Raw genomic sequence first — 11757 nt, forward strand, 5'->3', positions numbered from 1 at the left:
AGCCTGGTCTACAGGAACGCGGCGGCGGCCAGGTGGAGGTCGACGACTTCGAGGAGCTGGGCGTCGCCGTCCTCCCGGTACGGTCCCGCGTCGAGCTGCCGCAGTCCTCCGCGGAGTCCGTCGGGGTCGATCAGCCCCGCTTCGAAGAGCGGCGAGCCGTCCTTCAGAATCACGTCGAAGAGGGGGCGGGCCTCGGTGGTCAGGGCGTGCTGGACGACTTCCGCGAAGGACTCCCGGGTGCGGGACTGCGTGACATCGGGCCCGAGTCCGAGGGCGGCGAGGCGGCGGCGCCGGAGCTGTTTCAACTCGCGCCAGTCGTAGGGCAGCCACTCACCGAGCTGGATCATGTCGGGGTCGGTGAAGGGGTGGAGGGGCCAGATCCCGGCGCGCAGGAGAACCGGGGCGGTCGTCTCCAGGGACAGCAGGGTTATGGAGTTCACGCGGGCGGGCGGGGCGATGGCGTCGTCGGCGAACTCCAGGGCGGCGCGGGCCCGTGCGCCGATCCAGGGCAGGGCGTCGCTGATCTCGCCCATGGGCTTGTGCGGGTACTCCTGCTGGGACAGCGCCACCATCTCGTCGCCCCCGAGGCCGGTGACGACGGTGCGGGCCCCGTGCTGGGCGATGAGTTCGGTCATGCGCGTGAACGGGTGGTGCAGCGGTTCTTCGTAGGGGCTGATGCGTGCGCCGCTTCTGCGGACTCAGCCGGGGGCGAGCACGCCGGTCTCGGCGGCGTCCACGACAAGGTCGGTGTCGGCGAAGGGCACCGCGTCGCGTATCTGGGCCCGTCGGCGTAACTGGGACTCCCGTCCGGCGCCTGCGATGAGGAGGGTGGAGGTGGCGTACTGGCCGGGGAGGCGTTCGGCGGCCCGGGTGGCGACGGTGCCGGAGTCGAAGCCGCCGGTGAGGTGGAAGCGTGGTGCCCGCGTCCAGCGGGCGGGCGTCCAGCGCGTCGTCCATGGCGGTCACGAACGCGGCCAGGACGTCGGCGGTGTCGGCGAGTCCGCGGGGGCCGCTGTGCAGGGCGGGCTCCGGGTACTGCACGTGGAGGTGTCCGCCGAAGTGGGCGGTGGCCCGCTCGGTGACCCGGTGGATGCCCTGGAAGACGGTCTCCTGACTGTAGCGGGGCCGGTAGATGAGCAGGCGGGCGACTTCGCGCGGGCTCAGCGTGCGGGCGTGCTGGGCGAGGTCGGCCATGTCCCATGACCCGTACAGCGTCTCGTCGTCGTGCGCGACGTACAGCGGGGCGATGCCGCACGGCCCGGCGGTGACCCGCACCGGCATCCCGGGGGCGGTCTCAACCAGGACATGGTCCAGCGGCCAGGTGGCGGCTGCGGTACGGGCGGTGTCGAAGTCGGCGGGGGTGAGCGTGCGCGGTCCGGGCCGGGCGACCGCCCGGCCCGCAGCCCGCTCGCGCACGACGACCAGGGTGCGGGTGCCGTCGGTGAGCGCGAGGTGTTCGAGCATCGGGTGGCCGAACGGGGTGATCTCGCTCCGGCCGTCGCCGGTGCGGTAAAGACCGGTGGCGGGGTCCCAGGTCCAGGCGGTGTTCGCGTACGGGGTCAGACGCAGCTTGATCATGTGAGCCCTTCCGGTGGGGCCTGGTGGGTGCGCCGACGGCGCACCCACCGGGCGAACGGGGCTGATCAGGTGGCGGTGGTGTCGTACGTCTTCGCGCCGTCGGAGGACCCGGACGTCTTCTTGTACTCGTGGCATTCGCCCGGGGTCTGGACCCGGCGGTTCGCCTTCGTCGTGAACAGGCGCTCTGCGCGGGTGGTGCGCTTCGCAGGCGGCATGAGGTCGTCGATGGGGTGCCCTTTCTGTTCGTCGCGCTTGCGGTCTCGGCGAGGTCTCGCCCGAGTTCATGGGGGCGGGAGGTGATCCAGAGCACCTGGCCGGCGCCAGGTGCTGCGGGTCGCCTGCTGCGGTTCACTGGTCGGTGAGGTGGGCGAGGAAGTCGGCGTTGGTCTTCACGTCGTGCCCGAGACTGATGCTGTGGTGGGGCAGGGCGGCCAGCAGAGCGAGCGTGGTGGACGCGTTGGAGGCCGCCCGGCCCGGTGCGGGGGCGAGGCCGAAGACGTCCGGGTAGCGGTCCTCGGTGGCGTCGGTGAACAGGTCGCCCTCTCCGAGGGCCCTCGTGTCGTCCACGATGGCCGGGGAGGCGGCCTTGTTCACGGTGGGGAACAGGACCCGCGCCGCCCGCCCCTCGGTGGCGAGGGTCAGCCCGAGCCAGGAGGCCAGCTGATCGGGGAAGAACTGCGGCTTCAGTTCTTTGCCCGCCTCGTTGCGGAGGGGGGCCCGGCGGCCGCGCATGAGCGCGTCGGTGACCCTTTGGTGCTGGGTGGGGTGGAGCTGTTCCCCGGCGAGGATCCGTTCGCGGACGCCGTCGTACAGTCCTGCGGCGTCGAGGAATCCGAGGCCGACAGCTGCGGCGGACGGCCACGGCAGGACCCGCACCCCGCCGTCGCCGTCGGGGCGTACGAAGACGCGGTCGTTGGCCAGCAGCCCCCACCCGGAGCGGGCCAGGAGGAGGGCGGTGGTGGTCTTCCCGGCCCCCTTCCCTCCGAGGGTCAGGACGGTGTCCCCGGCCGGGTTGGTGACGGCGGAGGCGTGGAGGATTGACCAGCCGTCGGCCAGGAGCTGGCCGCGCAGGATCTCACGGGCGAGGCGGGCGGCGGCCAGCGCGACGGGGGTGCCCTGTCCGCCGACGATCCGCAGGCGGCCGGGCTCGTACCGGTAGGCCAGGAGTTCGCTGGGCTGGCAGGCCACGACGACGTCGCCGTCCCGTACGTACCGCAGGGGGGCGTTCGCGTAGACGGTCTCGGCCACGGACGGCCGGGAGGTGACCTGGTCGGTGAGGGCGGCCAGCTGGTGGTCGTCCACGTCGGCGGCCACCACCGGCCCCACCTCGGGCTCGTCGGAGTCGGTGACGTCGGCGGCGTTCCACCAGGGGCCGAAGTACCGGGCGGACCAGTCGGTCACCGGCTTACTGGTGCTGGTCACGGTGACGTGGTGGTCGGCGGTGGTGATGCGGGTGGCGTGCGTGGTCACTGCGTTGGGTCTCCTTCGGTCAAGCGGGGCAGCGTGTTGTAGGCGGTGTGCAGTTTGGTGGTCGCGGCGGCCAGCAGCCGCCCTTCCGTGGGGTCCAGGTCGGGGACTGTGATGGTGGGGGTTCCGGAGGTGAACCGCACCGGCATTCCCGCCCAGTTGCCGCCGTGGTTGACGCACAGCTCCACCACCGCGTCGGTCAGTCCGAGGGCGGCCCGCAGGGCCGCCAGGACGGCCCCGGCCGGGCCCGAGCGGGCCCGCCCGACCCCGGCGTTGATCCGGCGGGGGCGGTCGCTCAGCTCGTCGTGGACGGCCCGCAGGGGCACAGCGGCGGGCAGCCCGCCGACGCGGGTGGCGGCGGCGCAGACCACGGCGGCGTCGCCGTGCTCGCCGATCACGTGCCCGTGGACGGACTCGACAGGGACGGCCAGCAGGCGGGCGAGGGTGAGCCGGTAGCGGGCGGTGTCGGTGTTGGACCCGACCCCGAACACCCGGCCGCTGCCGGATGCTTCGGCGAACACCCGGGTCATGACGTCGACCGGGTTGGTGACGACGACCGCCGTCCCGGCATACCCGGCGAGCTGGCGTCCCAGGGTGGCGATCACCGGGGCGTTCACCGCGAGTCCGGCCATCCGTATGTCGCGGGCGGCGGTGTTGGTGAACTTCGCGCGGGGGCAGACCACCACGGCGTCGCAGTCGGCCATGGCGGACACGTCGGAGATCTCCGCCCGCACGGGTGACCCCAGGACCTGCTGCATGTCCTCCAGGTCGGCGAGCAACGCGGCGGCCGACCGGTCGCTCCCCGACGCGATCCGCAGCCCAGAACACCACCCGGCGGCGGTCAGGAGCGTCGCGACGGTGTGGCCGACGGCCCCGGCCCCGATGATCCCCACCGACCGCACCGGCCCCGCCCCGGTCATGGTCGGGCCGCCGTGACGACGTCGGACAGGGCCAGCCGCCGCACCGCACGCGGGTCGGTGCCCGCCAGGAGACGGGCCGACACCCGGTCCAGGAACACGCACACCGGCCCGGCCTTCGCGCAGACCGCCTCCGCCCGCTCGGGCAGCGGCAGCGAGGCGGGGGCGGTCAGGTAGGTCGTGACGATGTTCGTGGTGTCCATCAGCCACAGGACCACCAGGTGCCGCAGCCAAGCCGCCCTCTCCTGCGGGCTCTGACCGGCCGTCGCGGTGTCGATGAACGCCCCGATCCCGGTGACCGTGGCGGACACCCCGGCCGCCTGCGGCGGCCGGGCGATCAGCCCCAGGACCATGCGGGAGATCAGCTTCGCGGGGTCCGCACAGGGGTGGGTGAGGGACAGGCCGGGGTCCAGGAAGACCGGCCGCCCGCCCGGCCCGTCAGGGAACACGGCGTGCTCCGGTTTCAGGTCGCCGAACGCCACCGCCCGCCGCCCGGCCGGGGCCAGCCGCAGCCGCCGCAACCGGGAGACGACCGACGTCAGCACCGGCCCGCACTCCCCGGCCTGCGAGAGGTAGATGCCGCCGGAGAGGCCGTTGAACTTCCGGGCGAACGTCGCGTCGATGGACCTCTCCCGTATGGCCAGCGCATCGGCGCGGTCCACGAGGTCCGGCCGCTGCAACAGGGCCAGCTCCCGCCGGACGGCGGTCATCAGGTCGGCGGTGCGGTGCGGCTGGTCGGCCACCAGGTCCCCGAGCGTGGGCCCCTCCACCGGCTCGGTGAACTGGACGCCGTCCCGGTAGGCGGCGACGTGGGCGGCCCGCAGGCCCGCCGCAGTGAGAAGCCCGAGCTGTGCGGTCTCCCGCTCCAGAAGGGCCCCGGGAGAGGCCGTGTACGCCGCCTGGGCGGCCTGCACGGCTTCCCAGGTCCCGCACGTGCCCCGCAGGGCGGACACCAGCGAGACGCCCAGCACGGACACCTTGGCGAACAGGGGCCGCCGCCCGACCTCCAGGCGGCGGACGTAACCGGTGACGCTCGGGACGTGGGCACCGAGGGTCACCGGGGCTCCGGGCCACTGGGAGGCCGCCGCCTTCTCCACCAGCTCGTCGGCGTACGCGAACAGGGTGCTCGCCTGCGGTGTTGTCGCGGTCACGGTCACGATGCGGCCCCTGCGTGTCGTCCGGGGCGGTGTCCGGCGCGGTCAGCGCCGGGCCCACCAGGTCTGTGTCGGTGCGGGCGAGTTCGTCGCCGAGGAGGACCCCCAGCCCGACGATTCCGGAGACGGAACCGACCGCCCACAGCCACGTCAGGACCGTGCCGACCGGGTCCGTTAACCGGCCTCTCACGCCAGCCCCAGGGACTTCGCGCGGGCGTCCAGAACCCGGCCGATCTGGGCGTGGGCCCGCTCCAACTGCCCCGGGTCCATGACCATCACGGCCTCCGCCGCCGTCCCGTCGCGGAACCGCACCTCCACGGGCAGGGCGGCCAGAGCGGTGCGGGGGTCGTAGGCCAGGTCCTGAAGCTGCGGGACGACCTCGCTCACGGACGGGGCCGTCGGCGCCGAGGTGACCGCCAGCACACCACAGGCGGCCTCGGTGCTCTGGGTCACCTCCGCGGATTGCTTCCTCGTCTCTGAGCCGTGCATGAGCATCCGTCTCTCCTCTCCTCGGGGAAGGTGATGTTCAGTCAACGGCCGGGCACAGACGGTGGGGAGGGGCCAGACTGTGGGCCAGCGTGGGCCAGCGTGGGCCAGCCGTGAGGAGGGGCGGGAATGGGCAGCGACGACGACTTCACACGGCTCATCCGCACCGAATGCGAACGCCGTGGCTGGGGCCCGGCCAAGTTCGCCCGCGAGGTCGGCATGGCCGAGTGCGGCCGTGCCGACCGGGTGGACCGTAAGAGCGCATGGCGGTGGATGACCGGTGGCAGGGCCCCGACTTACTGGCGTCCGTACGTAGTGGCCGTGCTCGGCTTGGACAGGACTATCCAAGCCCTTCCCGAATCCAGCGGGCCCCCTTCGAACAGCGGCGATACCGTGGCATCAGTCATCGGGCTAGGAAGGGACGATCTGGACGTGGACCGGCGGAACTTCATCACCGCGTCCAGCGGTTATGCCCTCACTGCCCTCGGACTGCCCGACCCCGAGTCCATCACCCGCCGCACGCGCACGGCCCCGGCCGGGGCCGTGCGCGTCGGCAGCGGAGAAGTTGCTGCCGTCCGGCAGATGGTCAAGGCACTCGGGGACTCCGCCGCCGAACTCGGCGGCGGCCACGCACGCCACCTCGCCGTGCGCTACCTCGCCAACGACGTCGCACCCTGGCTCAACGGCACGTTCACCGAGGCCACCGGCCGCGAGCTGTTCGCCGCGACCTCCCAACTCGTCCACCTCGCCGGATGGATGGCCCAGGACGAAGGCGACACCCCCCGCCTCCGGGGCCTGGCCCAGGGCTACTACGCGCACGCCTTCCGGCTCGCCGCCGAAGCCGACGACCCCGAACTGGCCGCGACCGCCTTACGGGGCCTCGCGGTGCAGAGCATCGACCTCGGATACCGGGCCGAAGCGGTTCAGCTCGGTGAAGCGTGCGTGCAGTACGGCCGCCACCTGGAGAACCCCCGGGCCGTCGCCTACTACCAGGCCACCCTCGCGAACGCAGCCGCGCAGGACGACGACCACACCCTGGCCACCCGGCACCTCGCGATGTCCGAGTCCGCGATCGGCAAGCCCAGCGCCGCCGTCTCCGGCGAGTCCTGGGCGGCCCACTACTCGCCCGGCCGGTGGGCCCACGAGTCCGGGATGATCCTCACCCGTCTCGGAGATCTGGACGCGGCCGAGGAACATCTGCATCTGGCGCTGGATATTCACGGCCTGGACCGACGCCGCACCCGCGCGATCGTCCTCGCAGACCTGGGCGGCGTGCGGCTTCGCCGAGGCGACGTCGATGGGGCCATGGCCACCTGGACGGACTTCCTCGCCTGCGCCGACGGCATCCGCTCCGTCAAAGTCCAAGCGGCGCTGCGAGACTTGCGGGTACGTCTGCGCCGCTTCGATGCCGTCCCGGCCGCCCAGGAACTCCGCCAGCGGGCCGCTCAGATTTCCACCTGACTCACGCGGTGGCGGGACACCTGGACTGGACCGGTCAGCGCAGCGGAGTCACCCAGTCCCACGCCACGTGATTATGCGGTCACTTGTAGTGAAGTCCTCTGGTCAAACAGGGGCATGAACCTTGACCTCGGGCACCTCAGCGACCGCCGTACCTTCCTTCGGCGTGCCACCGTATTCGCGCTTGTCGGCACCGTGGCGGGCGTTTCCTCCTCTCACGCGGTGACCGCCGCCCCATCCGGTGCTGCCGCGGCGTTGCCTTTCCCGACTAGGGAGCGTATTTGGTTGTGATCAAGGGGTGGTTCGTGTGAGGTCCTTGATCCAGATCATCGAGGCGCGAAGGTGGAGGCCGGCGAGGTAGCTCTCGGGAGTCTTGTCGTAGCGGGTGGCGATGCCTCGCCACGCCTTCAGTCTGTTGATCGCGCGCTCGACGGTGTTCCGCTCCTTGTAGAGGTCGGCGTCGTGGCCGACGGGTCGGCCGCCTCCGGAGCCCTTCTTCTTCCGGTTGGCGGCCTGGTCCTTCTTCTCCGGAATGACCGCCTTGATGCGGCGTTTGCGCAGGTGGGCACGGTTGCCGCGGGACGAATACGCCTTGTCCCCGGCGACCGCGTCCGGCCGGGTGCGGGGACGGCCGACGGGCCCGCGCACCCGCACCTTGTTCAGGACGGGGATGAACTGCGGGCTGTCCGCCGCCTGGCCCGCGGTCAGGATGAACGCCAGTGGGCGGCACTTGCGATCGGCAGCGAGGTGGATCTTGCTGGTCTGCCCGCCTCTGGAGCGTCCGAGGAGGGCGGCCTTCAGCCGGAGTCTGCGCCGACGCCGGATGCGTCTTCGTTCTTCCCGCGCGGGATCCCTTTCGGCCTCCTGCCCGCTTTGTCCTTCGATGCCACCCCCTTTGACCTGGCCTTCTCCTCCTCTGCGGCGGCCTTCTCCAGTGCGGTGACGACATCCTCGTCGAGGTGCATCCCGGCCGCGTCATGGTGGGCCCGGACGGTGGTGGAGTCGATGCTCACCAGGGACAGGCCCACCACACCGCGCTTCGCGGCCTCCGCGATCAGGCCCTCCAGCAGGGCCTCGAAGACCCCGGCGTCGCGCCACTGCCGGAAGCGATTGTGGACAGTCGACCAGGCGCCGAACTCCGTCGGCATCTCCCGCCACTGCCCGCCCGTCTTGAACCGCCAGATCACTCCCTCGAACTGCTGCCGCAGCCGCTCGGGGTACGGGCCGTACTCGCCGATCGGCAGGTACGGCTCAATGAACTCCCACTCCACGTCGGTCAGTTGTATTCGCGTCACGTCAGCCGGTCTATCGGACCGAGCCGTGCCACGAAGGCACATCCCACAGATTGATCACGACCCGATACGCGACCTAACCCGGCTCAGTTCTTCGCGCTCGGGCTGAAAACCCTGTACGGAAAGCAGGGAGCAGCCGATTGGGAAGCGGTGCGGACCCAACTGGAGCACGGCACGGACAGCTCGGCCAGTGCTGTCCGCGGTGAACTGACCTGGCAGTTCAGCGACAGTTCCGCGAAGACGCAGAAGGGGGCGTCGGCGGAGATCCGGGTCGATTTGCACACCACGGCGTTCACCGGCATGTTCACCGACACCGCAGCCCCCCTGCGCACCCTGGGCATGAACCCCTCGGCCGAGATCGCCCCCGGCTCGATCATCCCCGTGGACCAGGGCAGGGTTGTCAAAGCGTTCGGGGACGTGTTCCTCAACCCCTTGCAGTGGCCCAGCCTCTCGAATCGGTTCGTGAAGGATCCGGTCGGCTTCTACCAGGACTACCTCCGCATGTTCTTCCCTGCAGTGACCACCTTCACCGTCCCCCTCACCGCCACCAGCGCGAGCGGTGCAGCCCTGGCCCTCCAGGGCAGCGGCGTACCCCACATGCTCTTCCGGGACTCCGACGCGAAGGAGTTTCCGCCCCGCCAGGGGAACTTCGCCCCCGTCCAGCCCTTGGTGCTCGGCACGGGCAGTGACGCGGTTACCCTCCGCGCGATGACCAGCACGGTCATCCACCAGGCGAAGTAGGGGATCAGCGCAGCGGGCGTGCCCCGGGCCCTTGGGATGAGCCGCCAGGCTGCCCGGGGGCAGGCGCGAGCCTTTCGCAGGGGGCAGAGGGGCGGGGGTCTTGCCCGGCCCCCGTCGTCGTTCAGCCGATCAGGTTGCGCAGTCCCATGGTGCTGCCGTCCACGCAAACAAACGGCTCGGCAAGAGGTGCGAAGGCAGAGTTCAGGGGGTTGAGTGCCTCCTGGAACTGATGGTGCGGGTCGATCATGAGGTACCTGTCGGGACTCCGTCCGGACGCGTCGGAGAAGAGAGCGACGCTATCGAGGGCATGGTTCCACGAGGCCATGGGGTGGCCGCCTGCCAAAGCCGCACCGTAAATCACCAAGACCGCTTAGTTGGCTCACGTGCGACGTTGTCGGAGCAGGCGGTGCCCCTTCGGAACGCAGGGTTTACGCACAAGTAGTCATACCCGCGCGGGGCCTGTGCTGGGCGGGATACGCCCTGGCACCGTCGAGGAGTCGTCGGTGAACTGCGGGCATGGTGGTGACATGGGCAACGCCGTGAACACCGATGCGCCGTCCGGAAGGAAGCCGAACTCGTCGGACGGCGGGCCGTCAAGGTGACGGCCGCCCGAGTGATCAGGGCTGCGTTCAGCGCGGGCAGACGTTCGTGGCCGTGGCCGTGGCGGGGGCCTCATAATCCGCATCCGCGAGCAAGATCGTTCGGCTACCCACCTCCGGTGCAGGACGATGAAGCCCTTGGCATCCGGCGGGCGCCGCACCGACTTGATGGAGACATCGACGTACTGCTCCATCCAGGCGCTCAACTGGTCGTTGGCGTAGGAGGAGTCGGCCCGGGCGATGCCGCTCTCCGGGGTATGGAGGGCAAAGCCGTTACGGGCGGTGGCGGGGGTCGTTATTCCAGCGGATCTTGGACGTGTTCTTTCAGAAGGGACCTCGTGCACTCACGACGCCGCCACTCCCGTCCATCGTCTCGCAGGGGGACGTACAGCTGGCTTGGGTTCGTCGGCTGTATGACGCTCGGCGTGACCTGTGCGGCCTCTGCGGCGTGGGCGGGGGCGGCTGCCGGTATGCCGGTGTCGTTCGCCGTGTCCGGTAACGCGTTCAAGGTGTCGGCAAGTCGGCTGGAGGGCGACGGGTTCATGCAGTACGCCTCCGTGAAGGCCGATCGGGCGGGCAAGAACAGCCCGGTGGCCGTCACGGCGATCCGGTCGGCTTCCTTGCAGGACCTGTGCCAGTCCGTCGTCACGCCCACCCCGTTGGGTCCCGTGACGCTGCGAGTCGAAGCCGGCGAGGAAAGTCCGGTACGTATCGACGACCTGGTGATCGATCTGGAAAGCATGCGCGGAGAGATCACTTTCAGTGATCTGGAGTTGGGACGGGATGCTGCGGACAGCCGCGTGCCGAGCGCTGCGGGCCCACCGGGCGCGTACAGCCAGCAGGCGTCCCGGCTTGTCATCCGGGACCTGCGACAGCAGACGAGTTCGATGACGGCCGGCATGTTCCACCTGTCGGGAATGCACCTAGCGGTGAAGATCGGACGGCACGAATGCTTCTGACGTCTGCAGATCACCGCCGCCCTTCTCCCCTCCCGGCACGCCCGTGGGCTCCGGCCGTGCTGGCCTTTGCCGCGGCCGTGACGGTTGTCGTCGTGCCGCTGGTGAACCTGCCATTCCTGGCCTTGCAGCAGACATGGGGCGTACTGCCGGTGCTGACCGCCACAGGCTGGGTCACCTTGGCCGTACGGCTGCTTCGGCGCCCGCAGGACAGCCGTCCGACCGGAGTGTGGATCATGGCGGTGTCGGTGCTGTCATGGTTCACCGCCACCTTCGGCGGCCTGGGGGTGGGCATGCTGCTGGGTCTGACGGCCGGATCCCTCGCTGTGGCACGGCGTCCCAGTTCCGGCGTGGCGGGGTGATGCTGCGGCGCGCCGTGGCGGCGGGGGCCGTGCTGGCACTGACGCCGTGCTGGACAAGCACGGCAGTTCCGGCAGGCGAGGAGGCCAGAGAGGGCGAGCCGGTGGCTGTGGGCGCCGACTCGGCAGCCGACGGCGTGCCACTTGGCCGGGGTTCCGATCCTGTGTGCCGGGAGAAGACCGGTCCGGCCGATGGGCGGTCGATGGACGAGGCCCGCCGGTTGATGCGCTGTCTGAGCACGGTGGTGCGTCTACGGTCGGCCGGTGCCGGGCGCGGCGCGAGCCGTGAGGGGGCATCACTCTCGGCGGAGCGGATGGTGATCGAGGGGCTGCGTATCGAAGGAAGGGCTCCCCTGGGTGAGGCGGTGGTGCGGTGCCGTGCCGAGCGGATCGTGGTGGAGGGAGCGGTGCTGCGTTATCCCGGCGGGGGTCCTGGGGCGTCTGGGAGCGTGCGCGGATCCCGGATGGTGCTGGGAGGACCGGTGGAGGTGATGGCCGGGGAGGTCGAAGGACGCTTGCTGGGTCTGCTGCCGATCATGCTCAGTGGTAGGGAGCACAGCGTGGTTCCCGTTCCCCCGCTGACGATTCCATGGTTGGAACTCACCGACGTTCGGATCTCGGACCTCGTCCTGCACACGAAAGAAGCACACATCTCCGGAGCCGTTCTTTCGATCGCCCGCCTCCAGCCGGTCGGGCGCTGAACACCGGGTCTTGGTGGGGCGTCGTTCCACTGCGTGCAAGAGCCCTGCC

At 70.7% G+C, this 11757-nt stretch carries 14 protein-coding genes and 1 pseudogene; 7 read left to right on the plus strand and 8 right to left on the minus strand.

Features of this window, described 5'->3' with window-relative positions; all coding sequences use genetic code 11:
• Positions 1-8: 8 nt before the first annotated feature.
• Positions 9-635 (minus strand): hypothetical protein, encoded by a 627-nt coding sequence (locus tag OG897_RS30190; RefSeq protein ID WP_266661702.1) that lies wholly within the window; start codon positions 633-635, stop codon positions 9-11.
• A 199-nt stretch (positions 636-834) separates the two neighbouring features.
• Between OG897_RS30190 and OG897_RS30195 the strand changes: the two genes are divergently transcribed.
• Positions 835-1203 carry a hypothetical protein gene (locus OG897_RS30195; RefSeq protein ID WP_266661703.1) on the plus strand — a complete coding sequence of 123 codons (369 nt, stop codon included), beginning with the start codon at positions 835-837 and terminating at the stop codon, positions 1201-1203.
• On the plus strand, positions 1193-1513 hold the full coding sequence (locus tag OG897_RS30200; protein ID WP_266661704.1) for a hypothetical protein: 321 nt from the start codon (positions 1193-1195) through the stop codon (positions 1511-1513). The genes OG897_RS30195 and OG897_RS30200 overlap by 11 nt, the downstream gene beginning before the upstream one ends.
• A gap of 130 nt (positions 1514-1643) precedes the next feature.
• Here the strand turns inward: OG897_RS30200 and OG897_RS30205 are convergent, their stop codons facing one another.
• The 5 genes from OG897_RS30205 to OG897_RS30225 form a co-directional block, all read right to left on the minus strand.
• Positions 1644-1793, minus strand: a complete 150-nt coding sequence (locus OG897_RS30205; protein ID WP_266661705.1) for a hypothetical protein — start codon at positions 1791-1793, stop codon at positions 1644-1646.
• A gap of 133 nt (positions 1794-1926) precedes the next feature.
• Complete coding sequence (locus OG897_RS30210; protein ID WP_266661706.1) at positions 1927-3048, minus strand: hypothetical protein; 1122 nt, start codon at positions 3046-3048, stop codon at positions 1927-1929.
• Positions 3045-3965 (minus strand): NAD(P)-binding domain-containing protein, encoded by a 921-nt coding sequence (locus tag OG897_RS30215; protein WP_266661708.1) that lies wholly within the window; start codon positions 3963-3965, stop codon positions 3045-3047. The genes OG897_RS30210 and OG897_RS30215 overlap by 4 nt, the downstream gene beginning before the upstream one ends.
• Positions 3962-5119: a hypothetical protein gene (locus OG897_RS30220; RefSeq protein ID WP_266661710.1), complete on the minus strand. Its 1158-nt coding sequence runs from the start codon at positions 5117-5119 to the stop codon at positions 3962-3964. Before OG897_RS30220 ends, OG897_RS30215 begins: the two co-directional genes overlap by 4 nt.
• 183 nt (positions 5120-5302) lie before the next feature.
• Positions 5303-5569 carry a hypothetical protein gene (locus OG897_RS30225; RefSeq protein WP_266661712.1) on the minus strand — a complete coding sequence of 89 codons (267 nt, stop codon included), beginning with the start codon at positions 5567-5569 and terminating at the stop codon, positions 5303-5305.
• A gap of 162 nt (positions 5570-5731) precedes the next feature.
• Between OG897_RS30225 and OG897_RS30230 the strand changes: the two genes are divergently transcribed.
• Positions 5732-7063 carry a tetratricopeptide repeat protein gene (locus OG897_RS30230; RefSeq protein ID WP_266661713.1) on the plus strand — a complete coding sequence of 444 codons (1332 nt, stop codon included), beginning with the start codon at positions 5732-5734 and terminating at the stop codon, positions 7061-7063.
• 288 nt (positions 7064-7351) lie between these two features.
• On the opposite strand, the pseudogene OG897_RS30235 reads toward OG897_RS30230, so the two are convergent.
• A pseudogene (locus OG897_RS30235) lies at positions 7352-8355 on the minus strand (IS5 family transposase).
• A gap of 147 nt (positions 8356-8502) precedes the next feature.
• On the opposite strand from OG897_RS30235, the gene OG897_RS30240 reads away from it, so the two are divergent.
• A complete protein-coding gene (locus tag OG897_RS30240; protein ID WP_266661715.1) occupies positions 8503-9093 on the plus strand; it encodes a hypothetical protein in 591 nt (196 codons plus the stop codon).
• Between the two features lie 121 nt (positions 9094-9214).
• Here OG897_RS30240 and OG897_RS30245 read toward each other — a convergent pair whose 3' ends face one another.
• Positions 9215-9340 (minus strand): hypothetical protein, encoded by a 126-nt coding sequence (locus tag OG897_RS30245; protein WP_266661717.1) that lies wholly within the window; start codon positions 9338-9340, stop codon positions 9215-9217.
• A 765-nt stretch (positions 9341-10105) separates the two neighbouring features.
• Between OG897_RS30245 and OG897_RS30250 the strand changes: the two genes are divergently transcribed.
• The 3 genes from OG897_RS30250 (at position 10106) to OG897_RS30260 (ending at position 11708) form a co-directional block, all read left to right on the plus strand.
• The gene (locus OG897_RS30250) at positions 10106-10651 is read left to right on the plus strand and encodes a DUF6230 family protein (RefSeq protein ID WP_266661719.1); all 546 of its coding nucleotides are present in this window, start codon (positions 10106-10108) and stop codon (positions 10649-10651) included.
• A complete protein-coding gene (locus OG897_RS30255) occupies positions 10642-11010 on the plus strand; it encodes a DUF6114 domain-containing protein (RefSeq protein ID WP_266661721.1) in 369 nt (122 codons plus the stop codon). The genes OG897_RS30250 and OG897_RS30255 overlap by 10 nt, the downstream gene beginning before the upstream one ends.
• Positions 11011-11210: 200 nt before the next feature.
• Positions 11211-11708, plus strand: a complete 498-nt coding sequence (locus tag OG897_RS30260; protein WP_266661723.1) for a hypothetical protein — start codon at positions 11211-11213, stop codon at positions 11706-11708.
• Positions 11709-11757 lie beyond the last annotated feature (49 nt).

The organism is Streptomyces sp. NBC_00237 (assembly GCF_026342435.1).
In the GTDB taxonomy this organism is placed as follows: domain Bacteria; phylum Actinomycetota; class Actinomycetes; order Streptomycetales; family Streptomycetaceae; genus Streptomyces.

Bases quoted from the DNA above. Each gene is read 5' to 3' on its own strand.
- OG897_RS30190 (WP_266661702.1), bottom strand. From the start codon at position 635: ATGACCGAACTCATCGCCCAGCACGGGGCCCGCACCGTCGTCACCGGC.
- OG897_RS30200 (WP_266661704.1), top strand. From the start codon at position 1,193: ATGTCCCATGACCCGTACAGCGTCTCGTCGTCGTGCGCGACGTACAGC.
- OG897_RS30205 (WP_266661705.1), bottom strand. From the start codon at position 1,793: ATGCCGCCTGCGAAGCGCACCACCCGCGCAGAGCGCCTGTTCACGACG.
- OG897_RS30215 (WP_266661708.1), bottom strand. From the start codon at position 3,965: ATGACCGGGGCGGGGCCGGTGCGGTCGGTGGGGATCATCGGGGCCGGG.
- OG897_RS30230 (WP_266661713.1), top strand. From the start codon at position 5,732: ATGGGCAGCGACGACGACTTCACACGGCTCATCCGCACCGAATGCGAA.
- OG897_RS30245 (WP_266661717.1), bottom strand. From the start codon at position 9,340: ATGATCGACCCGCACCATCAGTTCCAGGAGGCACTCAACCCCCTGAAC.
- OG897_RS30250 (WP_266661719.1), top strand. From the start codon at position 10,106: ATGACGCTCGGCGTGACCTGTGCGGCCTCTGCGGCGTGGGCGGGGGCG.
- OG897_RS30255 (WP_266661721.1), top strand. From the start codon at position 10,642: ATGCTTCTGACGTCTGCAGATCACCGCCGCCCTTCTCCCCTCCCGGCA.
- OG897_RS30260 (WP_266661723.1), top strand. From the start codon at position 11,211: ATGGACGAGGCCCGCCGGTTGATGCGCTGTCTGAGCACGGTGGTGCGT.